This window comes from Nocardioides sp. HDW12B, assembly GCF_011299595.1.
Taxonomy (GTDB): domain Bacteria; phylum Actinomycetota; class Actinomycetes; order Propionibacteriales; family Nocardioidaceae; genus Marmoricola_A.
Genome location: NZ_CP049867.1, coordinates 2871901 through 2889950 on the forward strand (window position 1 = coordinate 2871901; position 18050 = coordinate 2889950).

Annotated in this window: 16 protein-coding genes; 9 read left to right on the forward strand and 7 right to left on the reverse strand. The window is 73.5% G+C overall.

The genetic code is table 11. The features are described from left to right. Window positions 1-7 precede the first annotated feature (7 nt). On the reverse strand, window positions 8-451 hold the full coding sequence (locus G7072_RS13455; RefSeq protein WP_166087170.1) for a nitroreductase family deazaflavin-dependent oxidoreductase: 444 nt from the start codon (window positions 449-451) through the stop codon (window positions 8-10). A gap of 98 nt (window positions 452-549) precedes the next feature. Between G7072_RS13455 and G7072_RS13460 the strand changes: the two genes are divergently transcribed. From G7072_RS13460 to G7072_RS13475, 4 genes are all read left to right on the forward strand, one after another. Next, window positions 550-990 (forward strand): SRPBCC family protein, encoded by a 441-nt coding sequence (locus G7072_RS13460; protein ID WP_166087172.1) that lies wholly within the window; start codon window positions 550-552, stop codon window positions 988-990. Further along, window positions 987-2591 carry an NAD(P)/FAD-dependent oxidoreductase gene (locus G7072_RS13465; RefSeq protein WP_240916949.1) on the forward strand — a complete coding sequence of 535 codons (1605 nt, stop codon included), beginning with the start codon at window positions 987-989 and terminating at the stop codon, window positions 2589-2591. Before G7072_RS13460 ends, G7072_RS13465 begins: the two co-directional genes overlap by 4 nt. A 34-nt stretch (window positions 2592-2625) precedes the next feature. Then, a complete protein-coding gene (locus G7072_RS13470) occupies window positions 2626-5247 on the forward strand; it encodes a DEAD/DEAH box helicase (RefSeq protein ID WP_166087174.1) in 2622 nt (873 codons plus the stop codon). Between the two features lie 230 nt (window positions 5248-5477). Next, window positions 5478-5969, forward strand: coding sequence for a hypothetical protein (locus G7072_RS13475; protein WP_166087176.1), 492 nt, complete (start codon window positions 5478-5480; stop codon window positions 5967-5969). Between the two features lie 239 nt (window positions 5970-6208). Here G7072_RS13475 and G7072_RS13480 read toward each other — a convergent pair whose 3' ends face one another. Together G7072_RS13480 and G7072_RS13485 are read right to left on the reverse strand one after the other, a co-directional pair. Beyond that, window positions 6209-6535: an AzlD domain-containing protein gene (locus G7072_RS13480; protein ID WP_166087178.1), complete on the reverse strand. Its 327-nt coding sequence runs from the start codon at window positions 6533-6535 to the stop codon at window positions 6209-6211. Then, on the reverse strand, window positions 6532-7263 hold the full coding sequence (locus G7072_RS13485) for an AzlC family ABC transporter permease (protein ID WP_240916950.1): 732 nt from the start codon (window positions 7261-7263) through the stop codon (window positions 6532-6534). The genes G7072_RS13480 and G7072_RS13485 overlap by 4 nt, the downstream gene beginning before the upstream one ends. Window positions 7264-7514: 251 nt before the next feature. Here G7072_RS13485 and G7072_RS13490 point away from each other — a divergent pair, with 251 nt between their 5' ends. From G7072_RS13490 to G7072_RS13500, 3 genes are all read left to right on the forward strand, one after another. After that, on the forward strand, window positions 7515-8141 hold the full coding sequence (locus tag G7072_RS13490; protein ID WP_166087182.1) for a hypothetical protein: 627 nt from the start codon (window positions 7515-7517) through the stop codon (window positions 8139-8141). Further along, window positions 8138-10855, forward strand: a complete 2718-nt coding sequence (locus G7072_RS13495; protein WP_166087184.1) for a hypothetical protein — start codon at window positions 8138-8140, stop codon at window positions 10853-10855. The genes G7072_RS13490 and G7072_RS13495 overlap by 4 nt, the downstream gene beginning before the upstream one ends. Window positions 10856-11002: 147 nt before the next feature. Further along, the gene (locus tag G7072_RS13500; protein ID WP_166087186.1) at window positions 11003-11665 is read left to right on the forward strand and encodes a TetR/AcrR family transcriptional regulator; all 663 of its coding nucleotides are present in this window, start codon (window positions 11003-11005) and stop codon (window positions 11663-11665) included. Between the two features lie 162 nt (window positions 11666-11827). On the opposite strand, the gene G7072_RS13505 is transcribed toward G7072_RS13500, so the two are convergent. From G7072_RS13505 to G7072_RS13520, 4 genes are all read right to left on the reverse strand, one after another. Next, window positions 11828-12559, reverse strand: coding sequence for a M23 family metallopeptidase (locus G7072_RS13505; protein WP_166087188.1), 732 nt, complete (start codon window positions 12557-12559; stop codon window positions 11828-11830). Between the two features lie 283 nt (window positions 12560-12842). Then, a complete protein-coding gene (locus tag G7072_RS13510; RefSeq protein WP_166087190.1) occupies window positions 12843-13016 on the reverse strand; it encodes a hypothetical protein in 174 nt (57 codons plus the stop codon). 98 nt (window positions 13017-13114) lie between these two features. Further along, the gene (locus G7072_RS13515) at window positions 13115-13972 is read right to left on the reverse strand and encodes an LLM class F420-dependent oxidoreductase (protein WP_166087192.1); all 858 of its coding nucleotides are present in this window, start codon (window positions 13970-13972) and stop codon (window positions 13115-13117) included. A gap of 248 nt (window positions 13973-14220) precedes the next feature. Then, window positions 14221-14925 carry a response regulator transcription factor gene (locus G7072_RS13520; RefSeq protein ID WP_166087194.1) on the reverse strand — a complete coding sequence of 235 codons (705 nt, stop codon included), beginning with the start codon at window positions 14923-14925 and terminating at the stop codon, window positions 14221-14223. 141 nt (window positions 14926-15066) lie between these two features. Here G7072_RS13520 and G7072_RS13525 point away from each other — a divergent pair, with 141 nt between their 5' ends. Both G7072_RS13525 and G7072_RS13530 read left to right on the forward strand, forming a co-directional pair. Then, a complete protein-coding gene (locus G7072_RS13525) occupies window positions 15067-15522 on the forward strand; it encodes a response regulator transcription factor (RefSeq protein WP_166087197.1) in 456 nt (151 codons plus the stop codon). A gap of 93 nt (window positions 15523-15615) precedes the next feature. Beyond that, window positions 15616-17982, forward strand: coding sequence for a PAS domain S-box protein (locus G7072_RS13530; RefSeq protein WP_166087199.1), 2367 nt, complete (start codon window positions 15616-15618; stop codon window positions 17980-17982). Window positions 17983-18050 lie beyond the last annotated feature (68 nt).

Genomic DNA, 18050 nt, shown 5'->3' on the forward strand with positions numbered 1-18050 from the left:
AGCCGGGTCAGGCCACCGGCTCCAGCAGGAACACCGGGATGAGGCGGTCGGTCTTCTCCTGGTACGACGCGTACGTCGACCAGGTCGCCACCGCGTGCTCCCACCACGTGGTCCGCTCCTCGCCCTCGAGCTCGCGCACGGTGTAGCTGCGCGGCTCGGGGCCGTCCTGGAGGTCCACGAGCGGGTGGGCGCGGAAGTTGTCGGCCCACACCGGGTCCTCGGGCGCACCGCCCTTGGACGCGATGGCGACGTACGTCCCGTTCTTCTCCACGCGCATCACGGGGTTCTTGCGCAGCTTGCCCGAGGTGGCGCCCACCGACGTGATGACCACGATCGGGTCGCCGGTGCGCGGCAGCGTGTTCGCCTCCCGCCCGCCGGAGGCCTCGTACTCCGCGACCTGATCGCGGACCCACTGCGAGCTGCTCGGGACGTACTCACCCTGAAGTGTCATGCCCGCCACAACACCACACCCGCCCGCCGTGTTCCGCCCCGCCTCCTCCCGCCGCTGCGGGTGGGGCGGGGCTCCCCCGCGAGGGCTACGTTGACCCCATGAGCACCAACACCCGCGCGATCGACGCGACCCCCGACCAGGTCTGGCAGGTGCTCGCCGACGGCTGGCTCTACCCCCTGTGGGTGGTGGGCGCCTCGCGGATGCGCGAGGTCGACGACGCCTGGCCGGCGGCCGGCGCCAAGCTCCACCACTCGGTCGGCAGCTGGCCGGCGCTGGTCAGCGACGAGACCGAGGTCCTGGAGTCCGTGCCGGGGTCCCTGATACGGCTGCGGGCGGCGGCCTGGCCGACCGGCGAGGCGGGCGTGACCATCCGGCTCCGGCCCGTCGGTGGCGGCACCGAGGTCACCATCGAGGAGGACGCGATCGCCGGACCGGGCCGTCTGGTGCCCGCGCCGCTGCGCCACGCCGGGCTGAAGTGGCGCAACACCGAGACCCTGCGTCGCCTCGCCTTCGTCGCCGAGCGACGCACGCACGCGTGATCGGCGGACCCTCCCCGACGTACGATGCCGTCGTCGTCGGCTCCGGCCCGAACGGCCTGGTGGCCGCCAACAAGCTCGCCGACGCCGGCTGGAGCGTGCTCGTCCTCGAGGCCCAGCCCGAGCTCGGCGGCGCCGTGCGCAGCGACCACGGGGTCGACCCGGCGTTCGTGCACGACACCTTCAGCGCGTTCTACCCGCTGGCGCTGGCCTCTCCGGTGATCCGCAGCCTCGAGCTTGAGCGGCACGGCCTGGAGTGGTCGCACGCCCCCGCTCCCCTCGGCCACCCCCTCCCGGGCGGCGCGTGGGCCGTGATCCACCCCGACCGCCACGACACCGCGTCCGGGCTCGATGCGCTGCACCCCGGTGACGGTGAGGCGTGGCTGAAGCTGTGCGCCGACTGGGACCGGGTCGGCGACCCGATCGTCGAGGCGCTGATGGCGACCTGGCCGCCGGTCCGCGGCGGCGTGAGGGCGTTGGCGTCGATGCGCCACGTCGGGGGCCTCGCCTTCGTCAAGGAGCTGCTGACCCCCGCGGTCGGCCTGGGCCGCGCCCGCTTCGGCGGCGAGGCACCGCGCCTGCTGCTCGCCGGCAACGGCGGGCACTCCGACATCCCGCTCGAGTCTCCGGGCTCCGGCATCTTCGGGATGATCCTGACGATGCTGGCCCAGACGGTCGGCTTCCCCGTCCCCCGCGGCGGGGCCGGTGAGCTGACCCAGGCGATGGCGCGCCGGCTCACCTCCCTCGGCGGCGAGATCCGGCTCGACTCAGCCGTCGCGCGCATCGAGGTCGACCGGGGTCGCGTCAGCGCCGTGCGCACGGTCGGGGGCGAGCGGTTCGCCGTACGCCGCGCCGTGGTGGCCGACGTGTCCGCCCCGGTGCTCTACGAGCGGCTGGTCGCACCCGAGGACCTCCCTGCGTCGGTGGCGCGCGGGATGACGCGCTTCGAGCTCGACCCCGGCACCGTGAAGGTGGACTGGGCGCTGGACGGGCCGGTGCCGTGGACCTCGCCGCCGCCGGTGGCGCCGGGCTGCCTGCACGTGGCGGACTCGGTCTCGGCGATGCAGGAGTCGTTGAGCCAGGTGGTGGCCGGGGTCGTCCCGCGCGAGCCGTTCCTGCTGGCGGGCCAGATGACGACCGCCGACGCGAGCCGCTCGCCGCAGGGCACGGAGTCGATGTGGGCCTACACCCACGTGCCCCACGAGACGTCGTACGACGCGGGGAGCGGTGGCGGCCCGGCGGTGCGCGGGACCTGGGACCGCGACGACTGCGAGCGCTTCGCCGACCGCATGCAGGCCCAGCTCGAGAAGCACGCCCCCGACCTCGCCTCGCGGATCCGCGCCCGACGCGTGCTCGGGCCGCACGAGCTCGAGCAGCGCAACGGCAGCCTGATCGGCGGTGCGGTCAACGGCGGCACCTCCCAGCTGCACCAGCAGCTGGTGTTCCGTCCGGTGCCGGGCACGGGTCGCCCGACGACGGGGATCAAGGGTCTCTACCTCGGGTCCTCCTCGGCCCACCCCGGAGGCGGCGTACACGGGGCCTGCGGCGCGAACGCCGCACGGGCGGCCGTGGTCGGAGCCCGGGTGCCGCGGCTGCGGGGGTGAGCCCCCCGCACGGCACGGCTGACAGGATGACCCCATGCCGACCCGCCTGAAGCTCCCGTCGGGCGGTGCCGGCGGTGACGGTGCGGTCGACGCCGACCGGCTCTACGACCTCTTCACCACCTGGGTCACCGAGCAGGGTCTCGAGCTCTACGAGCACCAGGACGAGGCGCTCATCGAGCTGCTGAGCGGCGCCAACGTCATCCTGGCCACGCCGACCGGCTCGGGGAAGTCGCTGGTCGCCACCGCGGCGCACTTCGCCGCGATCGCCACCGACCGCGTGACGTTCTACACCGCGCCCATCAAGGCGCTGGTGAGCGAGAAGTTCTTCGCCCTGTGCGACGTCTTCGGCGCCGAGAACGTCGGCATGCTCACCGGTGACGCCTCGGTGAACCCCGACGCCCCGGTCATCTGCTGCACCGCCGAGATCCTCGCCCACCTGGCGCTGCGCGAGGGCCCGGACGCCGACGTCGGCCTCGTCGTCATGGACGAGTTCCACTACTACTCCGAGCCCGACCGCGGCTGGGCCTGGCAGGTCCCGCTACTGGAGCTGCCGCAGGCGCAGTTCCTGCTCATGTCGGCGACCCTCGGGCCCGTCGACCGGTTCGTCGAGGACCTGACCGCGCGGACCGGACGGCCGACCTCGGTGGTCGACGACGCCGAGCGCCCGGTGCCGCTGAGCTTCACCTGGGCCGTCACCCCGCTCGACGAGACCGTCGAGGAGCTCGTCGCCACGCGCCAGGTGCCGGCGTACGTCGTGCACTTCACGCAGGCCAACGCCGTGGAGCACTCGACGAACCTCAAGGCCGGTCTGCGCAGCCCGCGGGGCACCGTGCTGGTGGACGCGGCGGAGAAGGAGCGGATCGCCGAGGTGATCGGCGACTTCCGCTTCGGCGCCGGCTTCGGGCGGACGCTCTCGACCCTGGTGCGCAACGGCATCGGCGTCCACCACGCCGGCATGCTGCCGCGCTACCGGCGGCTCGTCGAGCAGCTGGCCCAGCAAGGGCTGCTCAAGGTCATCTGCGGCACCGACACCCTCGGCGTCGGGATCAACGTGCCGATCCGGACGGTGCTCTTCACCGCGCTGGCGAAGTTCGACGGCAACCGGCAGCGGATCCTGCGGACCCGCGAGTTCCTCCAGATCGCGGGCCGTGCCGGGCGGGCCGGCTACGACACCGTCGGCTACGTGGTGGTGCAGGCGCCGGAGCACGTGATCGAGAACGAGCGCCTCGTCCGCAAGGCCGGCGACGACCCGAAGAAGCTCAAGCGCATCCAGCGCAAGAAGCCCCCCGAGGGCCAGGTGGTGTGGACCGAGCAGACCTACGACAAGCTCGTGGCCGGGGTCCCGGAGCCGCTCGTGTCGCGGATGCGCGTCGACAACGCGATGCTCATCCACGTCGCCGCCCGGGAGTCCGACGGCGTCGAGGTGATGCGGCGGCTGCTGCGCGACAACCACGAGGACCCGCGCAACCAGCTGCGGCTCGTGCGGCGTGCGCTGCGGCTGGCGCGCTCACTCGTGCGCTCGGGCATCCTCACGCGGCTCGACGAGGTCGACGAGCTCGGGCGCCGCTACGTGCTGACGGTGGACCTGCCTCCCGACTTCGCCCTCAACCAGCCGCTGGCGCACTTCGCCCTCGCCGCATTGGACGTGCTCGACCCGGAGGCGGAGACCTACCCGCTCGACGTCATCTCCGTGATCGAGGCGGTCTTGGAGTCACCACGACAAATAATCTTCGCCCAGCAGCACGTCGCACGTGGCGAGGCCATCGGGCAGATGAAGGCCGACGGGCTGGAGTACGACGAGCGCATGGCCCTGCTCGACGAGGTGACGTGGCCGAAGCCGCTCGAGGAGCTCCTCGGGGCGACGTACGAGATCTATCGGCAGAGCCACCCCTGGCTGCCCGAGGACGGGCTGGAGCCCAAGTCCGTGGTCCGGGAGATGTGGGAGCGGGCGATGAGCTTCACCGACCTCGTCTCGCGCTACCAGCTCGCCCGGTCCGAGGGGCTGGTGCTTCGCTACCTCACCGACGCCTACCGGACGCTGCGCCAGACGGTGCCTGACGCCCACCGCTCGCCCGAGCTCGAGGAGATCATCGAGTGGCTGGGCGAGACCGTCCGCCAGACCGACTCCTCGCTGCTCGACGAGTGGGAGGCGCTGACCGACCCCGAGCACCACGAGCTGCACGGGGTCGGCCCCGGCGCCGCACCCCCGCCGCCCCGCGCGCTGTCGCAGCAGGAGCGGCCGCTGCGCGTCATGGTGCGCAACGCCGTCTTCCGCCGGGTCGAGCTGGTCGCGCGCGACGACGTACCGGCGCTGGCCGCGCTGGAGCGCACCGCCGCCGGACGCGCCGACCCGCCGCTCGAGCCGCTGATGGACTCCGACGCCTGGGACGCCGCCCTCGAGACGTACTTCGACGAGCACGACCGTGTCGGCACCGGACCCGACGCCCGCGGCCCCGAGCTCTTCGTCGTCGACACCCACCCGCCCACCGACCCCGACGCCCCCGACGCCTTCCCGCGCCGCACGTGGCGGGTGCGCCAGACCCTCGACGACCCCGCGGGCCACCGCGACTGGGTCATCGACGCGCTCGTCGACCTCGACGCCACCGACGAGGCCGGCGAGGCCGTCGTCCTCGCCACCGCCTTCCACCGCCTCTGACCCCCGCGAAACGTCTCACGCACACGCGAAACGTCACGTGTGCACGCGCGAAACGTCACTCGTGCTCGCGCGAGACGTCACTTCTGCCCGACGTACCGCGGTCCAAGGTCCCGTATCAGGCTCCGGCGGGCGTACGACGTACGCGCAACCGTCGAGCGCGCTCCTCCCCGACCGAGCCGGTCCGCGGCTCGACCGAACCGGCGGGACACCGCCGCCCCCAGGAGGACACCATGACCACGCTCACCCCCCGCCGCCGCACCGCTGCCGCCCTCGGCCTCACCGCCCTGGTGACCGCCGGTATCACCACCACCCTCTCGGGCAGTGCCGAGGCCGTCCCGACCGTCCAGCGCAGCTGTGCCACCAACGTCGTCTCGACCCTGGCGCAGAACGGCTGGACCTCGATGGGCCTGACCGCGACCGTGAAGAACGGCACCGCGCCGCGCCAGGTGATCGCGCAGCTGTCCTCCGACGCCGGCGTCGCCCCGAACGCCGAGATCCGGGTGGGGTACTCCGTCGACGGCGGCCCGGTCCGCGAGGGCGTCTACGGTCCCGCGAACTTCGCCAACCACACGGACTTCTGGGAGACCCGGACCACGATGGCGGTGCTCCCGCTCGGCGCCGGCACCCACACGGTCCAGGCCTTCTGGCGCATCAGCGGCGCGACCGGCACCAACGGGGTGCTCAACGTCCGCTGCTTCACCCTCGAGAGCCGTACAAGCTGATCTCAGCACCCCGGCGAGTGCAACCGGCGCCTCGCCCGTGCGCGACCGACGCCGCGCGCGTGCACGAGTGACGTTTCGCGCGTGCACGAGTGACGTTTCGCGCGTGCACGAGTGACGCTTCGCGCGTGCACGACCGACGTCTCGCGCGTGCACGAGTGACGTCTCGCGCGTGCACAACCGACGTCTCGCGCCTGCAGAAAGGGCGTCTCGCGGGGGTCGGAACGGTCGGAACGGCGGGGTCAGGTGAGGGCGCGCAGCAGCGCCGTCACGGTGACCGCGACGGCCACCGCGAGGACGAGGGAACGCCCTCGCCAGAGGAGGACTCCGGCGAGGGCGACGCCCACGGTGTGGGCGCCCACCGACCAGCGCTGGCCGTCGGCGAAGGTCGAGGTCACCACAAGTGCCGCCAGCAGGGCGGCCGCCATCAGCGCGATGACCCGGCCGAACCAGGCCGGCAGGTCCCGACCTCCGAGCGCGACCGGGCCGGCGGCCTTGATGACGGCCGTCACGACCACGAGACCGAGGATCAGCCACCAGAGGGCGGCGCCCTGCACCGGCGGGCTCATCGGGCCTCCCCGTAGCGGGTCAGCCCGAGCAGCGCGGCGGCCGCCGCGGCGAGGATCGGCACGCCCGGTGGCGTGAGGGGCACCAGCGCCAGCGCGATGACCGCGCCCAGCAGCGCCACCACCCGCGACCGCGCGTCGCGCAGCTCCGCGATCACGAGCCCGAGGAAGAACGTGGGGTAGACCGCGTCGAGACCGAAGCGCTCGACGTCCCCCAGCTGGTCACCGGCGAAGGCCCCGGTCGTCGTGCCGAGCACCCAGGTGAGGTACTGCGGGGCGGTCGCCCCGAACAGCAGCCACCGGTCGAACGAGCCGTCGCGCCGGTTCGCCATGGCCCACGAGCTGTCGACGACCGCCTGGCCCTGTGCCGCGCGCGCCGGGGCCGAGCCGGGCAGCGACGGCGCCAGCGCGATCCCCATCGCGAGGAAGCGCGCGTTCATCAGCCCCGCGGCCGACACCGCGGCCCCGACCCCGCCCCCGGCGACCACGATCGACAGCGCGGCGAACTGGGCGGACCCGGCGAAGACCAGCGCCGAGGTCGCCACCGCCTGCAGCGCGGAGAAGCCGGCCTGGCGCGCGAGCACGCCGAAGCTCAGCGACAGCACGAACCCCACGGCGGCGAAGGGCAGACCGCGGCGCACCCCGTCGCGGAAGGACTCCGCCCGCGTGAGGCCCGGCCCGGTCTCCCCGGGCGGCCCGTCCTCGTCGTCGCGGTCGGGTCCATCGGGCACGTCGGGAACGTTACCCGGCCGTCCCGACCGTTCGTCGCCCGGGACGGCTGGTCGCCGAGACGGCGGATACCGGTGAGTAGAACGAGTTCTACCGCTGATTTTGCGTGTGACGCGGCATACCCACGGACGGATTTCGCAAACTACGATCTGTAAGTTACGCTCTGTAACAAGCCCGCCGGTGACGGTCGTCACCCGGGCGGATCGACACGGAGGGTGTCGGTCGCACTCATCCTCGAAGGGAGCGCGCCAGCATGCGCACATCGTTGCTGGTCGGACTGAGCCTTGCCCTGACCGCCGCCGTGGCGGTCGTCGTGAGCTCGTTGTTCGACCTCCAGATCGAGTCGGTGGCCCTGCTGGGCGCTGCGACGGGCGCCGTGCTGGCCCTCGTCCCCGACACCACCCCCCTGGCCCGCATGGGCGGTGCGCTCCTCGGCGTGCTGGCCTCGCTGGTCGGCTTCGCGCTCCGCGCCGCCGAGCTGCCCGACACCGCCGGCGGCCGTGCCGTCGCCGTCGTGGTGGTCATCCTGCTCTGCACCGTCGTCGCGGTCGTCAGCCGTCAGCGCATCGCGCTGTGGGCCCCGCTCCTGGGTGCGGCGGCCTTCGCCGGCGCCTACGAGCGGGTGTACGCCGTCGCGCCGGCCGAGCTGCCCGACACCGCCCTCACCACCGTCACCGCCCTGCTCATGGCGCTGGCCGTCGGATTCCTCGCCACCAGCTGGGCCGCCCCGCGTACCGAGCGCGGCACCCGCACCCCGACCACCGACCCGCGCCCGCCGGCGCGCCCCGGTGACGAGCACACCGAGCCCACCACCGACCTGGAGACCCTGCTGAACCGCGAAGCGGCCGGCACCGACGCCCGTATGGAGAACGCCCGATGAGCCCCCGCCCCGTCTTCTTCCGTGCCGCCGCCGTTGCCGGCGCCGGCGCGCTCGGCCTCATGGCCGTCGGCGGCCCCGCGGCCGCCGCGACCGGTGACGACCTCACCGTCGTCAACACCGAGACCGTCCAGGCCTACACCGACGCCACCGGCGAGGTGGAGGAGAGCCGCCTCTACGAGCAGCTCCACCTGACCGGCGAGGGCTCGACCAGCCTGGAGAACCCGGCCGTCGTCGAGGGCCTGCGCAACCTCGAGGGCTTCAGCGGCTTCGACACCGAGGACGGCGAGCAGTACCTCGAGCTCGACGTCGACGGCACCGAGGACGTCCGCACCGTCACCGACTACGAGGAGGACCTCCCCCTCGACATCTCGGTGACCTACACCCTCGACGGCAAGCGCGTCGAGCCGGCCGACCTCGTCGGCTCCACCGGCGACCTCGAGGTCGAGTACACCGTGGAGAACGTCACCGAGCGCGTCCAGACCGTCTCGTTCGACGACGGCAAGGGCGGCACGACGACCGAGGACGTCCCGGTCTCCCTGCCCATGGTCGGCAGCCTCACCACGGTCCTGCCGCCGTCCTTCCGCAAGGTCACCTCGGGCCAGGCCAACATGGCCGGCGACGGTCGTGGCAACATCAAGATGAGCTTCACGATGACGCTCGTGCCGCCGGTCGGCTCCGACACCGCTGTCTTCGGCTACACCGCCGAGATCCGCGACGCCGTCCTGCCGCGTGCCAGCGTCACCGCGCTGCCGGTGAACCCCATGGAGAGCCCCACCTTCAAGAGCGCGGGCGACTCGTACGCCGCCGGCGCCGCGACGGGTGCCGAACTCACCGACGGCGCCACGCAGATCGACTCGAACCTGCTGCTGCTCCGTGACGGCGCCGGCAACCTGCTCGCCGGCCTCATCAAGCTGCGCGACGGCTCCGCCGAGCTGCAGGACGGCCTGCAGGGCAAGGCCGCCCCCGGTGCCGAGAAGCTCGCCGCCGGTGCTGACACCCTCCGCGCCGGGCTGCAGGACAAGGCCTACCCGGGCAGCCAGGAGCTGTTCGCGGGTGCCGACCTGCTCCGTGCCGGTCTCCAGGACCGCGCGGTCCCCGGCTCGGAGAAGATCGCCGACGGCACCGCCGAGCTCGCCGGTGGCCTGACCGGCACCGCCGTCCCCGGTGCCAACAAGCTGGCTGACGGCTCTGCCGAGCTCGCCGACGGTCTCGGCCGCCTCGACGCCGGCGCCGGCAAGCTCGCCGGCGGCGCCGGCCAGGTCGCCGACGGTGCGACCTCGGCCGCGGCCGGTGGCGCCAAGCTGACCACCGGTCTGTCGCAGATCAGCGCCGGTCTCGGCCAGCTCGCCGCGGTCGACGGTCTCCCCGCCGCCGCGGTCGGCATCGACAAGCTGCAGGCGGGTGTCGACCTCGTGAACGCCGGGCTCGGCTCGGTGGAGAGCCCGACCAGCCTCATCGGCGGTCTCGCCCGGCTCGAGGGTGGCCTCTCCGCGCTCGTGACCGGTCAGGGCAACCTGGTCGCCGGTCTCGAGCAGTCCGCGACCAAGCTCCCCGCCGCGAAGGGCGGTGTCGACCAGGCCAAGGGTGCGGTCAACGGCGCCAGCGGCGCCATCGGTGGCGCCGTGGGCGACATCAACGCCGCTCGCGGCGTGCAGGAGTGCGCGGACGTCCCCGCGTGCGTCGACAACCTCGACGCCGCGCTCACCAAGCTGGGCAACGCCCAGGGTCTGCTCGGTGCCGCCGACGGTGCGCTCGGTGCGGTCTCCACCGGCCTCGGCGAGGCGCTCACCGGCCTGAACAGCCAGCTGCTGCCGGGTGCCCGTCAGATCGAGACCGGCCTGACCGACGCCAGGAACGGTGCGACCAGCGCCAAGAACGGCGCCCTGCAGATCAAGGGTGGCGTGGTCCAGGTCTCCGACGGCCTGGCTGCCCTGGAGATCGGAGTCACCAAGGCCGTCTCCGGCATCTCGGCCCTGTCCGCCGGCGCCAGCGACGCCTACACCGGCTCGCAGACCCTCAGCACCGGCCTGAACGCGCTCGGCGCCGGGGCCACCCAGGTCGCCGACGGTGCGGGCGAGCTCGCCCAGGGCGCGGGCGAGGCCAAGAGCGGCGCCAGCCGCATCGCGGCCGGCAACGCCACGCTGGCCGAGGGCCTGCTGACCGCCTCGGTCGGCTCCGAGAAGCTCGCCGCCGGCACCCGCGAGCTGGCCGACAAGCTCGTCGAGGCCGCTGACGGCTCCGGCAAGCTGACCGACGGCGCCGAGAAGCTCTCCGACGGCCTCGGCGACGCCGCCGAGGGCTCCGGCAAGCTGGCCGACGGCGCCGGGGTGCTCTCCGACGGCCTGCAGGACGCCGCCGAGGGCTCCGGCAAGCTGACCGAGGGTCTCGGCACCGCCGCCGAGGGTGCGCCCAAGCTCGTCGACGGCGCCCAGCGCCTCTCCGACGAGGGCACCTCCAAGCTGGTCGAGGCCGGCGAGGACACCGCCGCGAAGTACGGCGTCATGTACGCCACGCTCGAGGCGGGCGCCGAGCGCGCGAAGGACGAGCGGATGATCGTCGGGGCCCCCGACGGTGCCGTCGGCCTGGCGGCGTACACCTTCGAGATCAAGGGCGAGGACGGCGAGGGCGGCCGCAACCTCACCCGCGGACTGGCGGCCCTCGGGCTGCTCTCCGCGGCCGGCGGGACGCTGTTCCTCCGCCGTCGCCTGGTCTGACCCGGCCGGTCCGGGGCGCGGAACCCCCGCCGCGCCCCGGACCTCTCCCCCGACCTCCGCCGAGGTCACCCCGCTCCACCAAGGCGTCACCCCGCACGCCGACTCTCGTTAGACTCAGAACCGATCTCCACGATCACGGGGGAACCCATGGCAACAACCCGTATGTCCCACGACGACCGGAGCACGCAGCTCCTGGACGTGGCCGAGGCGCTCTTCACCACGCGCGGCTACGACAAGGTCTCGGTCGAGGACATCGCGCGCGGGGCCGGCGTCAGCCGGCCCATCGTCTACCAGCACTTCGGCAGCAAGGAAGGCCTGTTCCTCGCCTGCGCGATCCGCGCCCGCGAGGAGTTCGAGGCCTCGCTCACCGCGGCCCACCTCGCCTCGGACGGCGACCTGGCCACCTTCGTCGAGCGCGGGGGCAACCTGCTCTTCGACCTGCTCTTCGACCAACCGAGCCGGTGGGCGCTGCTGTTCAGCGGCGCCGTCGGCGAGAGCGGGGACCTGGCGGTCCAGCTGTCGCAGCTGCGGTTCTCCACCGTCGGCAAGCTCGGCCTCCTCGCGGGCGAGTACGCCCCCGGTCTCGACACAGAGGAGCTGCAGGCCTTCGCCAACGCCATCTCCGGCATCAGCGACTCCTTCTGCCGCTGGTCGCTGCACAACCCGGAGATCCCGCGCAGCCGCATCCTGGGCTACTACCGCGACTTCATCACCAGCGCGATCACCGCGGCACAGCTGCGCAGCGCCGAGCGTGCCCGGGCCCGCATCCAGGAGCGGGTCGTCGAGGAGCGGGCGCTCGCCGAGGGCTGAGCGCTCCCGGCCTCCACGCCCGCCTCCGAGGCCGACGACGTACGACGAAGGGGCCGACCCCGCCACGTGGCGGGGTCGGCCCCTTCTCGTCTCCTGCGTGCCAGGAGTGTCACCTACCGCACGCGAGAGGTGCCGGCGGAGCCGGCGGGCTGGTCGGGCCGGTCAGGGAGCGATGCCCTGGGCGGCCAGGAAGGACGCCGGGTCGACGGGCTGGTCGCCCTGGCGGATCTCCAGGTGGAGGTGCGAGCCGGTCACGTTGCCGGTCGCGCCGACGTAGCCGAGCACCTCGCCGGCCGAGAGCTGCTGGCCCTTGCTGACGCTCAGCTCGTTCTGGTGGCAGTACCACGCCTCGCTGCCGTCGGGCAGCGTGACGACGGTCTTGTAGCCGTAGGAGCCGTCGTAGCCGGCCTCGGTGACCACGCCGTCGGCGATGGAGCGGATCGGCGTGCCCGTCGGGGCGGCGAAGTCCAGCCCGGTGTGGCTGCTCGACCAGAGACCGCTGACGGACCCGAAACGCCCGGTGAGGTCGTAGCCGCTCACGGGGAGCACCCAGCGGACCTCCTCGCGGATCACCACGGGCGTGGCGACGGGCTGCGGCTCCTGGCTCACGGCGGGCACGACGCGGGTGCCCGAGCGGGACACGCGGGTGTCGCGGTCCAGGATCTTGTCGGCGATGGCGGGCCGCGCGGAGGCGCCCGAGACGCTCGAGGCCCCGGCGGAGCCGAGGTCAGAGCCCCCGAGGCCGCTCTTGGCCTCGATGACGGTGGATCCGACGGTGGCGGCCACTCCGGCGACCGGGTACTCACCTACGGCGACGGCAGCGGGGGCGGCGACCAGCGTGGTCACCACGGTCATCCCGAGCGTGCGCCTGATGGCGGTTCGACGTGTCGACATAACGGAATGGGGTCCTCACCCCACGGTCCCTACCGACTTGTGTGCACGTACAGCGACCGACCTGGGCGGGTAGGGGACGTCGTTCCCGGGTGGCGCCTGGATCCGAGATCCGCTTGCTTTTGCAAGCAAGCAACTACTCCAGTACGCCACATCAGCGCCCTCGTCTCAAATCGAGGGCGCAATTCGTGACCGAGACCACGTCGAACCCGTGGCCCCGGTCACGCCCGCCGCGGTCCGCGCCCGCCCGGTCGCCCGGGCGCGTACGTCGACCCGCGTGCGTCGTTCAGCGCTTGCGCAGCTTGCCGAGGGCCGTGCGGACGCCGCGGCCGATGGCCTCGTCCTGCGTGCGGCCCCCGCGCGAGCCTGCGGCTCCGGCGTGTCCGGTCGGGCCGGCGGGGCGTCCGCCGGCTCGGCGTCCTCCCGCGAACCGTGAGACCAGCTGGCTGAGTGCTCCCATGACGTGCTCCCTCCGAGTCGAGTGCGCCGGCGGCTCCGATCACCGCCCGACGAGGGACTGTGCCCCGTCGGGGACGGTTCACTCCTCCGTCCGCCCGATCAGTCGCGCGGGACCAGCCCGAGCCGCTCGCCCTGCCGCGCCAGGGAGGCCACGACCTCGTCCTCGGAGCGGTCGGGCAGGCCCCAGATCGCGTGGGTGACGCCCGCCGCGTCCCACGCCGCCAGCCGCGCGGGGTCCGGCCGGCTGGTGGCGAGCACGTGGATCTCGGGCGCCCCGCCGCGCCCCGCCGCGCCCCACGCGTCCCGCAGCCGCCCGGCCTGTCCCTCGACGTCCTGCTGGCGCGGCGTGGTCATCCAGCCGTCGGCCGACCGGGCGATCCAGGCGAAGGTCTTCGGGCCGGCGTCGGCGCCGACCACGACCGGGACGTACGCCTGCACGGGCTTGGGGAAGGCCCAGGAGGCGCCGAAGGAGACGAACTCGCCGTCGTAGGACGCCTCGTCCTGGGTCCAGAGCGCGCGCATGGCCTCGACGTACTCGCGCAGGACCGTCCGCCGGCGCGGAGCGGGGACCCCGTGGTCGGCGAGCTCGTCGGTGTTCCACCCGAAGCCGGCGCCCAGCGTCACCCGTCCCCCGGAGAGGTGGTCGAGGGTGGCGACGGTCTTGGCGAGCGTGATCGGGTCGTGCTCGACCGGCAGGGCGACCGCGGTGGCGAGCCGGATGGTGGAGGTCACGGTGGCGGCGCTCGCCAGCGCCACCCAGGGGTCGAGCGTGCGGGCGTAGCGGTCGTCGGGGAGCGAGGCGTCCCCCGTGCCGGGGTGTGCGGCCTCCCGACGGACGGGGATGTGCGTGTGCTCCGGCACGTAGAACGTGGAGAAGCCGGCTCGCTCGGCGGCGCGGGCGGCGGCCGCCGGTGTGATGCCGCGGTCGCTGGTGAACAGCACGATCCCGTGCTCCATCGGGGCCCCCTGGTGACGACGACACGTGCCGCCACCGTAGAGCACCGGCGCGCCGCGACGGCCGACCGGGGCGGGGGCACCGGAGCCGTCACGACGTACACCGCCGGACACGCGGTCGTCCCCTCCCAGAAGGCCGACCGCCGGGCGCTCTCCCGGGCGCCTCAGCCAGTGTGCACGGCGCACGACCGGCGGGACAGGCGCGCAGGGGCCGTTCGGCGCTGGTGCATCGGCACCACGCGCGAGGACCCTCAGGCGTCGGGGAGCAGGCCGCGGCGCACCGCGATGGAGAGCGCCTCCAGCTTGCTGTGGGCTCCGAGCTTGGCGGAGAGGTTCGCGACGTGGTTGCGCACGGTGTGCACGCTGACGAAGAGGTCGGCGGCGATGGCGGCGTTGGACTTGCCCTCAGCCAGGAGCTCGAGCACGTCCTGCTCCCGCGGCGTCAGCTCCACCGTGGGCCCCGAGCTGCGGGTCAGCTTGGGCAGCAGGCGCGAGAGCATCTCGCCGGAGATGACGGCCTCGCCGGCGGCCGCGGCCCGGACGGCTCCGATGACCTCGCCCAGGCCCCTGCTCTTCGACAGGAAGCCGGACGCGCCGGCCTCGATCGCCTGCACCAGGACCTGGTCGGTGTCGCTGGCGGTGAGGACGACGACCTTGCTGGCCGGGCTCAGGGTGCGCAGCTCACCGATGGCCTCGATGCCGTCCCCGTCGGGCAGGCGCCGGTCGAGCAGGATGACGTCGGGCTGGTGCTCGACCACCTGACGGCGCGCCTCGGCCAGGTCGCGCGCCACCCCGACCGCCTCCATGTCGGCCTCGGCGCCCACGACCAGTGCGAGGCTGCCGCTGAGCACCTCGTGGTCGTCGACGACCAGGACGCGCACCGGCGGCCGGACGTCCTCCTCGCCGGTGGTCCCGGTGGGTCCGCCCGCGCTCGCGGGAGCGTCTCCGTCGGACATGCGGACGACCCCCCTTGTTGGCTCGTGGAGCGACACGTGGCTCCTAGTATGCAGGCACTAGGCCGTCTGCGGTGCGCGTGCACCTTCCGGAGGGGTGCCGGTTCAGCGGATCCTCGGATGCCAGGGCAGGAGCGGAGGGACATGAACGCCAGTCGCGCGGTCCGCGTGGTGATCGCCGACGACCACGCGACCGTCCTGTCCGCCGTCGTCAACGTGGTCGAGGGTGAGCCCGGCTTCGAGGTCGTGGGCTCGGTGGGCACCGGCCACGAGGCCGTCGAGGTGGCCCGCGAGCAGCGTGCCGATCTCGTCCTCATCGACGTGCAGATGCCCTCGGGCGGCGCCGTCGCCGCGGCGGCGCTCACGCGCCTGCGCCCGGCGCCGGTCGTGGTGGCGATCTCCGGGCAGACGGCGGCGTCGACCCTGGAGGACCTGCTCCTGGCCGGGGTCACCGGGTTCGTGACCAAGGGGCACGCCGGGACCGACCTGGTCGAGGTGCTCGAGCGCTGCGCCCGCGGCGAGGTCGTGCTGGCCTCCCCGGCTGCGGCCTCCGCCCTGGCCTCGCTCGTGGCGCGCGCGGGACGTCCGTCGCCCACCTGATCGCTCTCCGTCCGCGAGGGTGTGCTCGACGACCGGCCGACGGCATAGCATGCGGTCACGTCGACAGCCGACCGGGCGGAGGGGGCGAGTCACGTGGAGACCTACCCGGACGCTCCCGCGGCGTGGCTGCGCGCGACGCCCTCGATCGTCTACGCCTTCGACGCCCACGGCACCTGCACCATGTCCGAGGGGCCGGGCCTGGCCCAGCTCGGGCTGCGCTCGGGCGAGATGGTCGGGCTGGACCTCTTCGAGGTGTACGCCGACGACCAGGACTTCCTCGTCAGCATGGGGCGGGTGCTCGGGGGCGAGACCTTCGTCTTCTCCCGCGAGATCAACGGCCGGGTGCTCGAGACGTTCCTGCAGCCCCTGGCCTCGCGTGACGGTGGCCGGGCCGGCGCGCTCGGCGTCGTCAGCGACCTGACCGACCAGCGGCGCCTGGAGACCGAGGCACAGGAGCACGAGCGTCGGCTCCGGTCCCTCGTGGAGCTCGACGCGGCACTCGCCCGCGACGTCGTCGACCTGCCGGCCCTGCTCGACACCGCGGTGAAGACAGCCACCTCGGGCACCGCGTCGTCGGGGTCGGTGTGGTTGCTGGACCCCGACGGGGACCGGATGCGGCTGGCGGCCTTCGCCACCGCCCGCACCGCCACCGACGAGGAGCTGCGACCGCCCCCGGGACAGGCCACTCCCGAGCAGCTCGCGATCGACCGGCGCCTGGCCGAGGGCATCGACCGCGCGCTCCTCCTCGACCTCGACGACACCGCCGCTCGCGAGCTGTACGGCGACCCCTTCCTCGTGTCGTGGCTGCGCGAGACCGGGGTGCACTCGGCGCTGCGGGTGCCGCTGCGGGCGCGCGGTGCGCTCCTGGGCGCCCTCGACCTCGTCCGCCGGGACGGGACGCCGTCGTTCCACGACAAGGACACCGACTTCGCCGTCGACGTGGCCGAGCGCGTCGCGATGGCGCTCGACAACGCCCTGCTGCTGCAGTCCCAGCGGGAGGCGCTCGAGGAGCAGGTGAAGTTCAAGGCCCTGGCCGACGCCACCAGCGACCTGATCGCGATGACCGACACCGAGGCGGTGGCGACCTACGTCAACGCGCGCGTCGCCGACGTCGGCGAGGAGTGGGTCGGGCGCAGCATGCACGACATCTTCGGCTCCTCCATCGTCGAGGACGTCGCCGCCGAGGTGGAGAGCAGCCTCGCCGCCCGAGGGCGCTGGCGGGGCGACCTCACGTTGCGCGACGCCGCGAGCTCCACCGTGGCCCGCACCGAGGCCTTCCACATCTTCCACCCGGAGTCGCAGGAGCCCCTGGGCACGGTGTGGGTCGCCCAGGACGTCACCGAGCTGCGCTCGGCCGAGCAGGCCCTGCGCGCCGCCAACGTCGAGCTGCTGCGCTTCAAGGTCCTGGTCGACGCCTGTCCCGAGTTCATCGCGATCGCCGCCCTCGACGGCACCGTGCTCTACGTCAACCCGCCCGGTCGCGCCATGGTCGGCATGTCCCCCGACGTCGACGTGACGACGACCCGCATCGCGGACTTCCTGACCGAGGAGGGGCTGGAGCGGTCGCTGCAGATCGAGCAGCCGGCGGTCATCGCCCACGGGTCGTGGGAGGGCGAGTCGACGCTCCGTGACATGCGGGGCGGTCCGGCGATCCCGGTGCAGATCGCCAGCTTCCTCATCCGTGACCCCGAGACCGGGGAGCCCTTCGCGCTGGCCACCGTCCAGCGCGACCTCTCCGACCGCGTCGCGGCCGAGGAGGCGCTGCGCGACCTCGCCGAGCAGCGACGGCACCTGCTCACCCGCCTCGTCGACGCCCAGGACGCGGAGCGGGCGCACATCGCGGCCGAGGTGCACGACGACTCGGTGCAGTCGCTGGCGGCGGTCGACCTGCGTCTCGGCCTGCTCGCACGCCGCATCGCGGCCGGCGCCCCCCACCTCCTGGAGTACGTCGACCCGCTGCGGGCCACCGTCACCGAGGCAACCGACCGGCTCCGCACGCTGCTGTTCGACCTGACCCCGGTGGACCTCGACCACGGCCTGGCGACCGCGCTGCGGGAGACGGCGCGCGAGATCTTCGACGACAGCATCACCGAGGTCGACGTGGTGACCGAGCCCGCGGTCGACGTCCCGGGCAGCATCCCCGTGCCGACCCTCCGGGTGGCGCACCGGATCGCCCGCGAGGCCCTCATCAACGCCCGCAAGCACGCGCGGGCGGACCGGGTCAGGGTGAGCGTGCGGGGACGCGACGGCGGGATCGAGGTGCGCGTGCTCGACGACGGCATCGGCATCCCGCTCGACCGGGCATCGGCGGCGGCCGGTCATCTCGGGCTGTCGACCATGCAGGACCGGGCCCAGATCGCGGGCGGGACGTGGTCGGCCGGGCGGCGGGCCGAGGGCGGCACCGAGGTGCTGCTCTGGCTGCCCGGGGAGCCCGACCCGAGTCCGCCGCCAGCTCGGTAGGACGACTGTCCTGGTCGGGTGAACAGGTTGAATAGCGCGGCAGCACTAGGCAAGTTCGTACGCCCGCA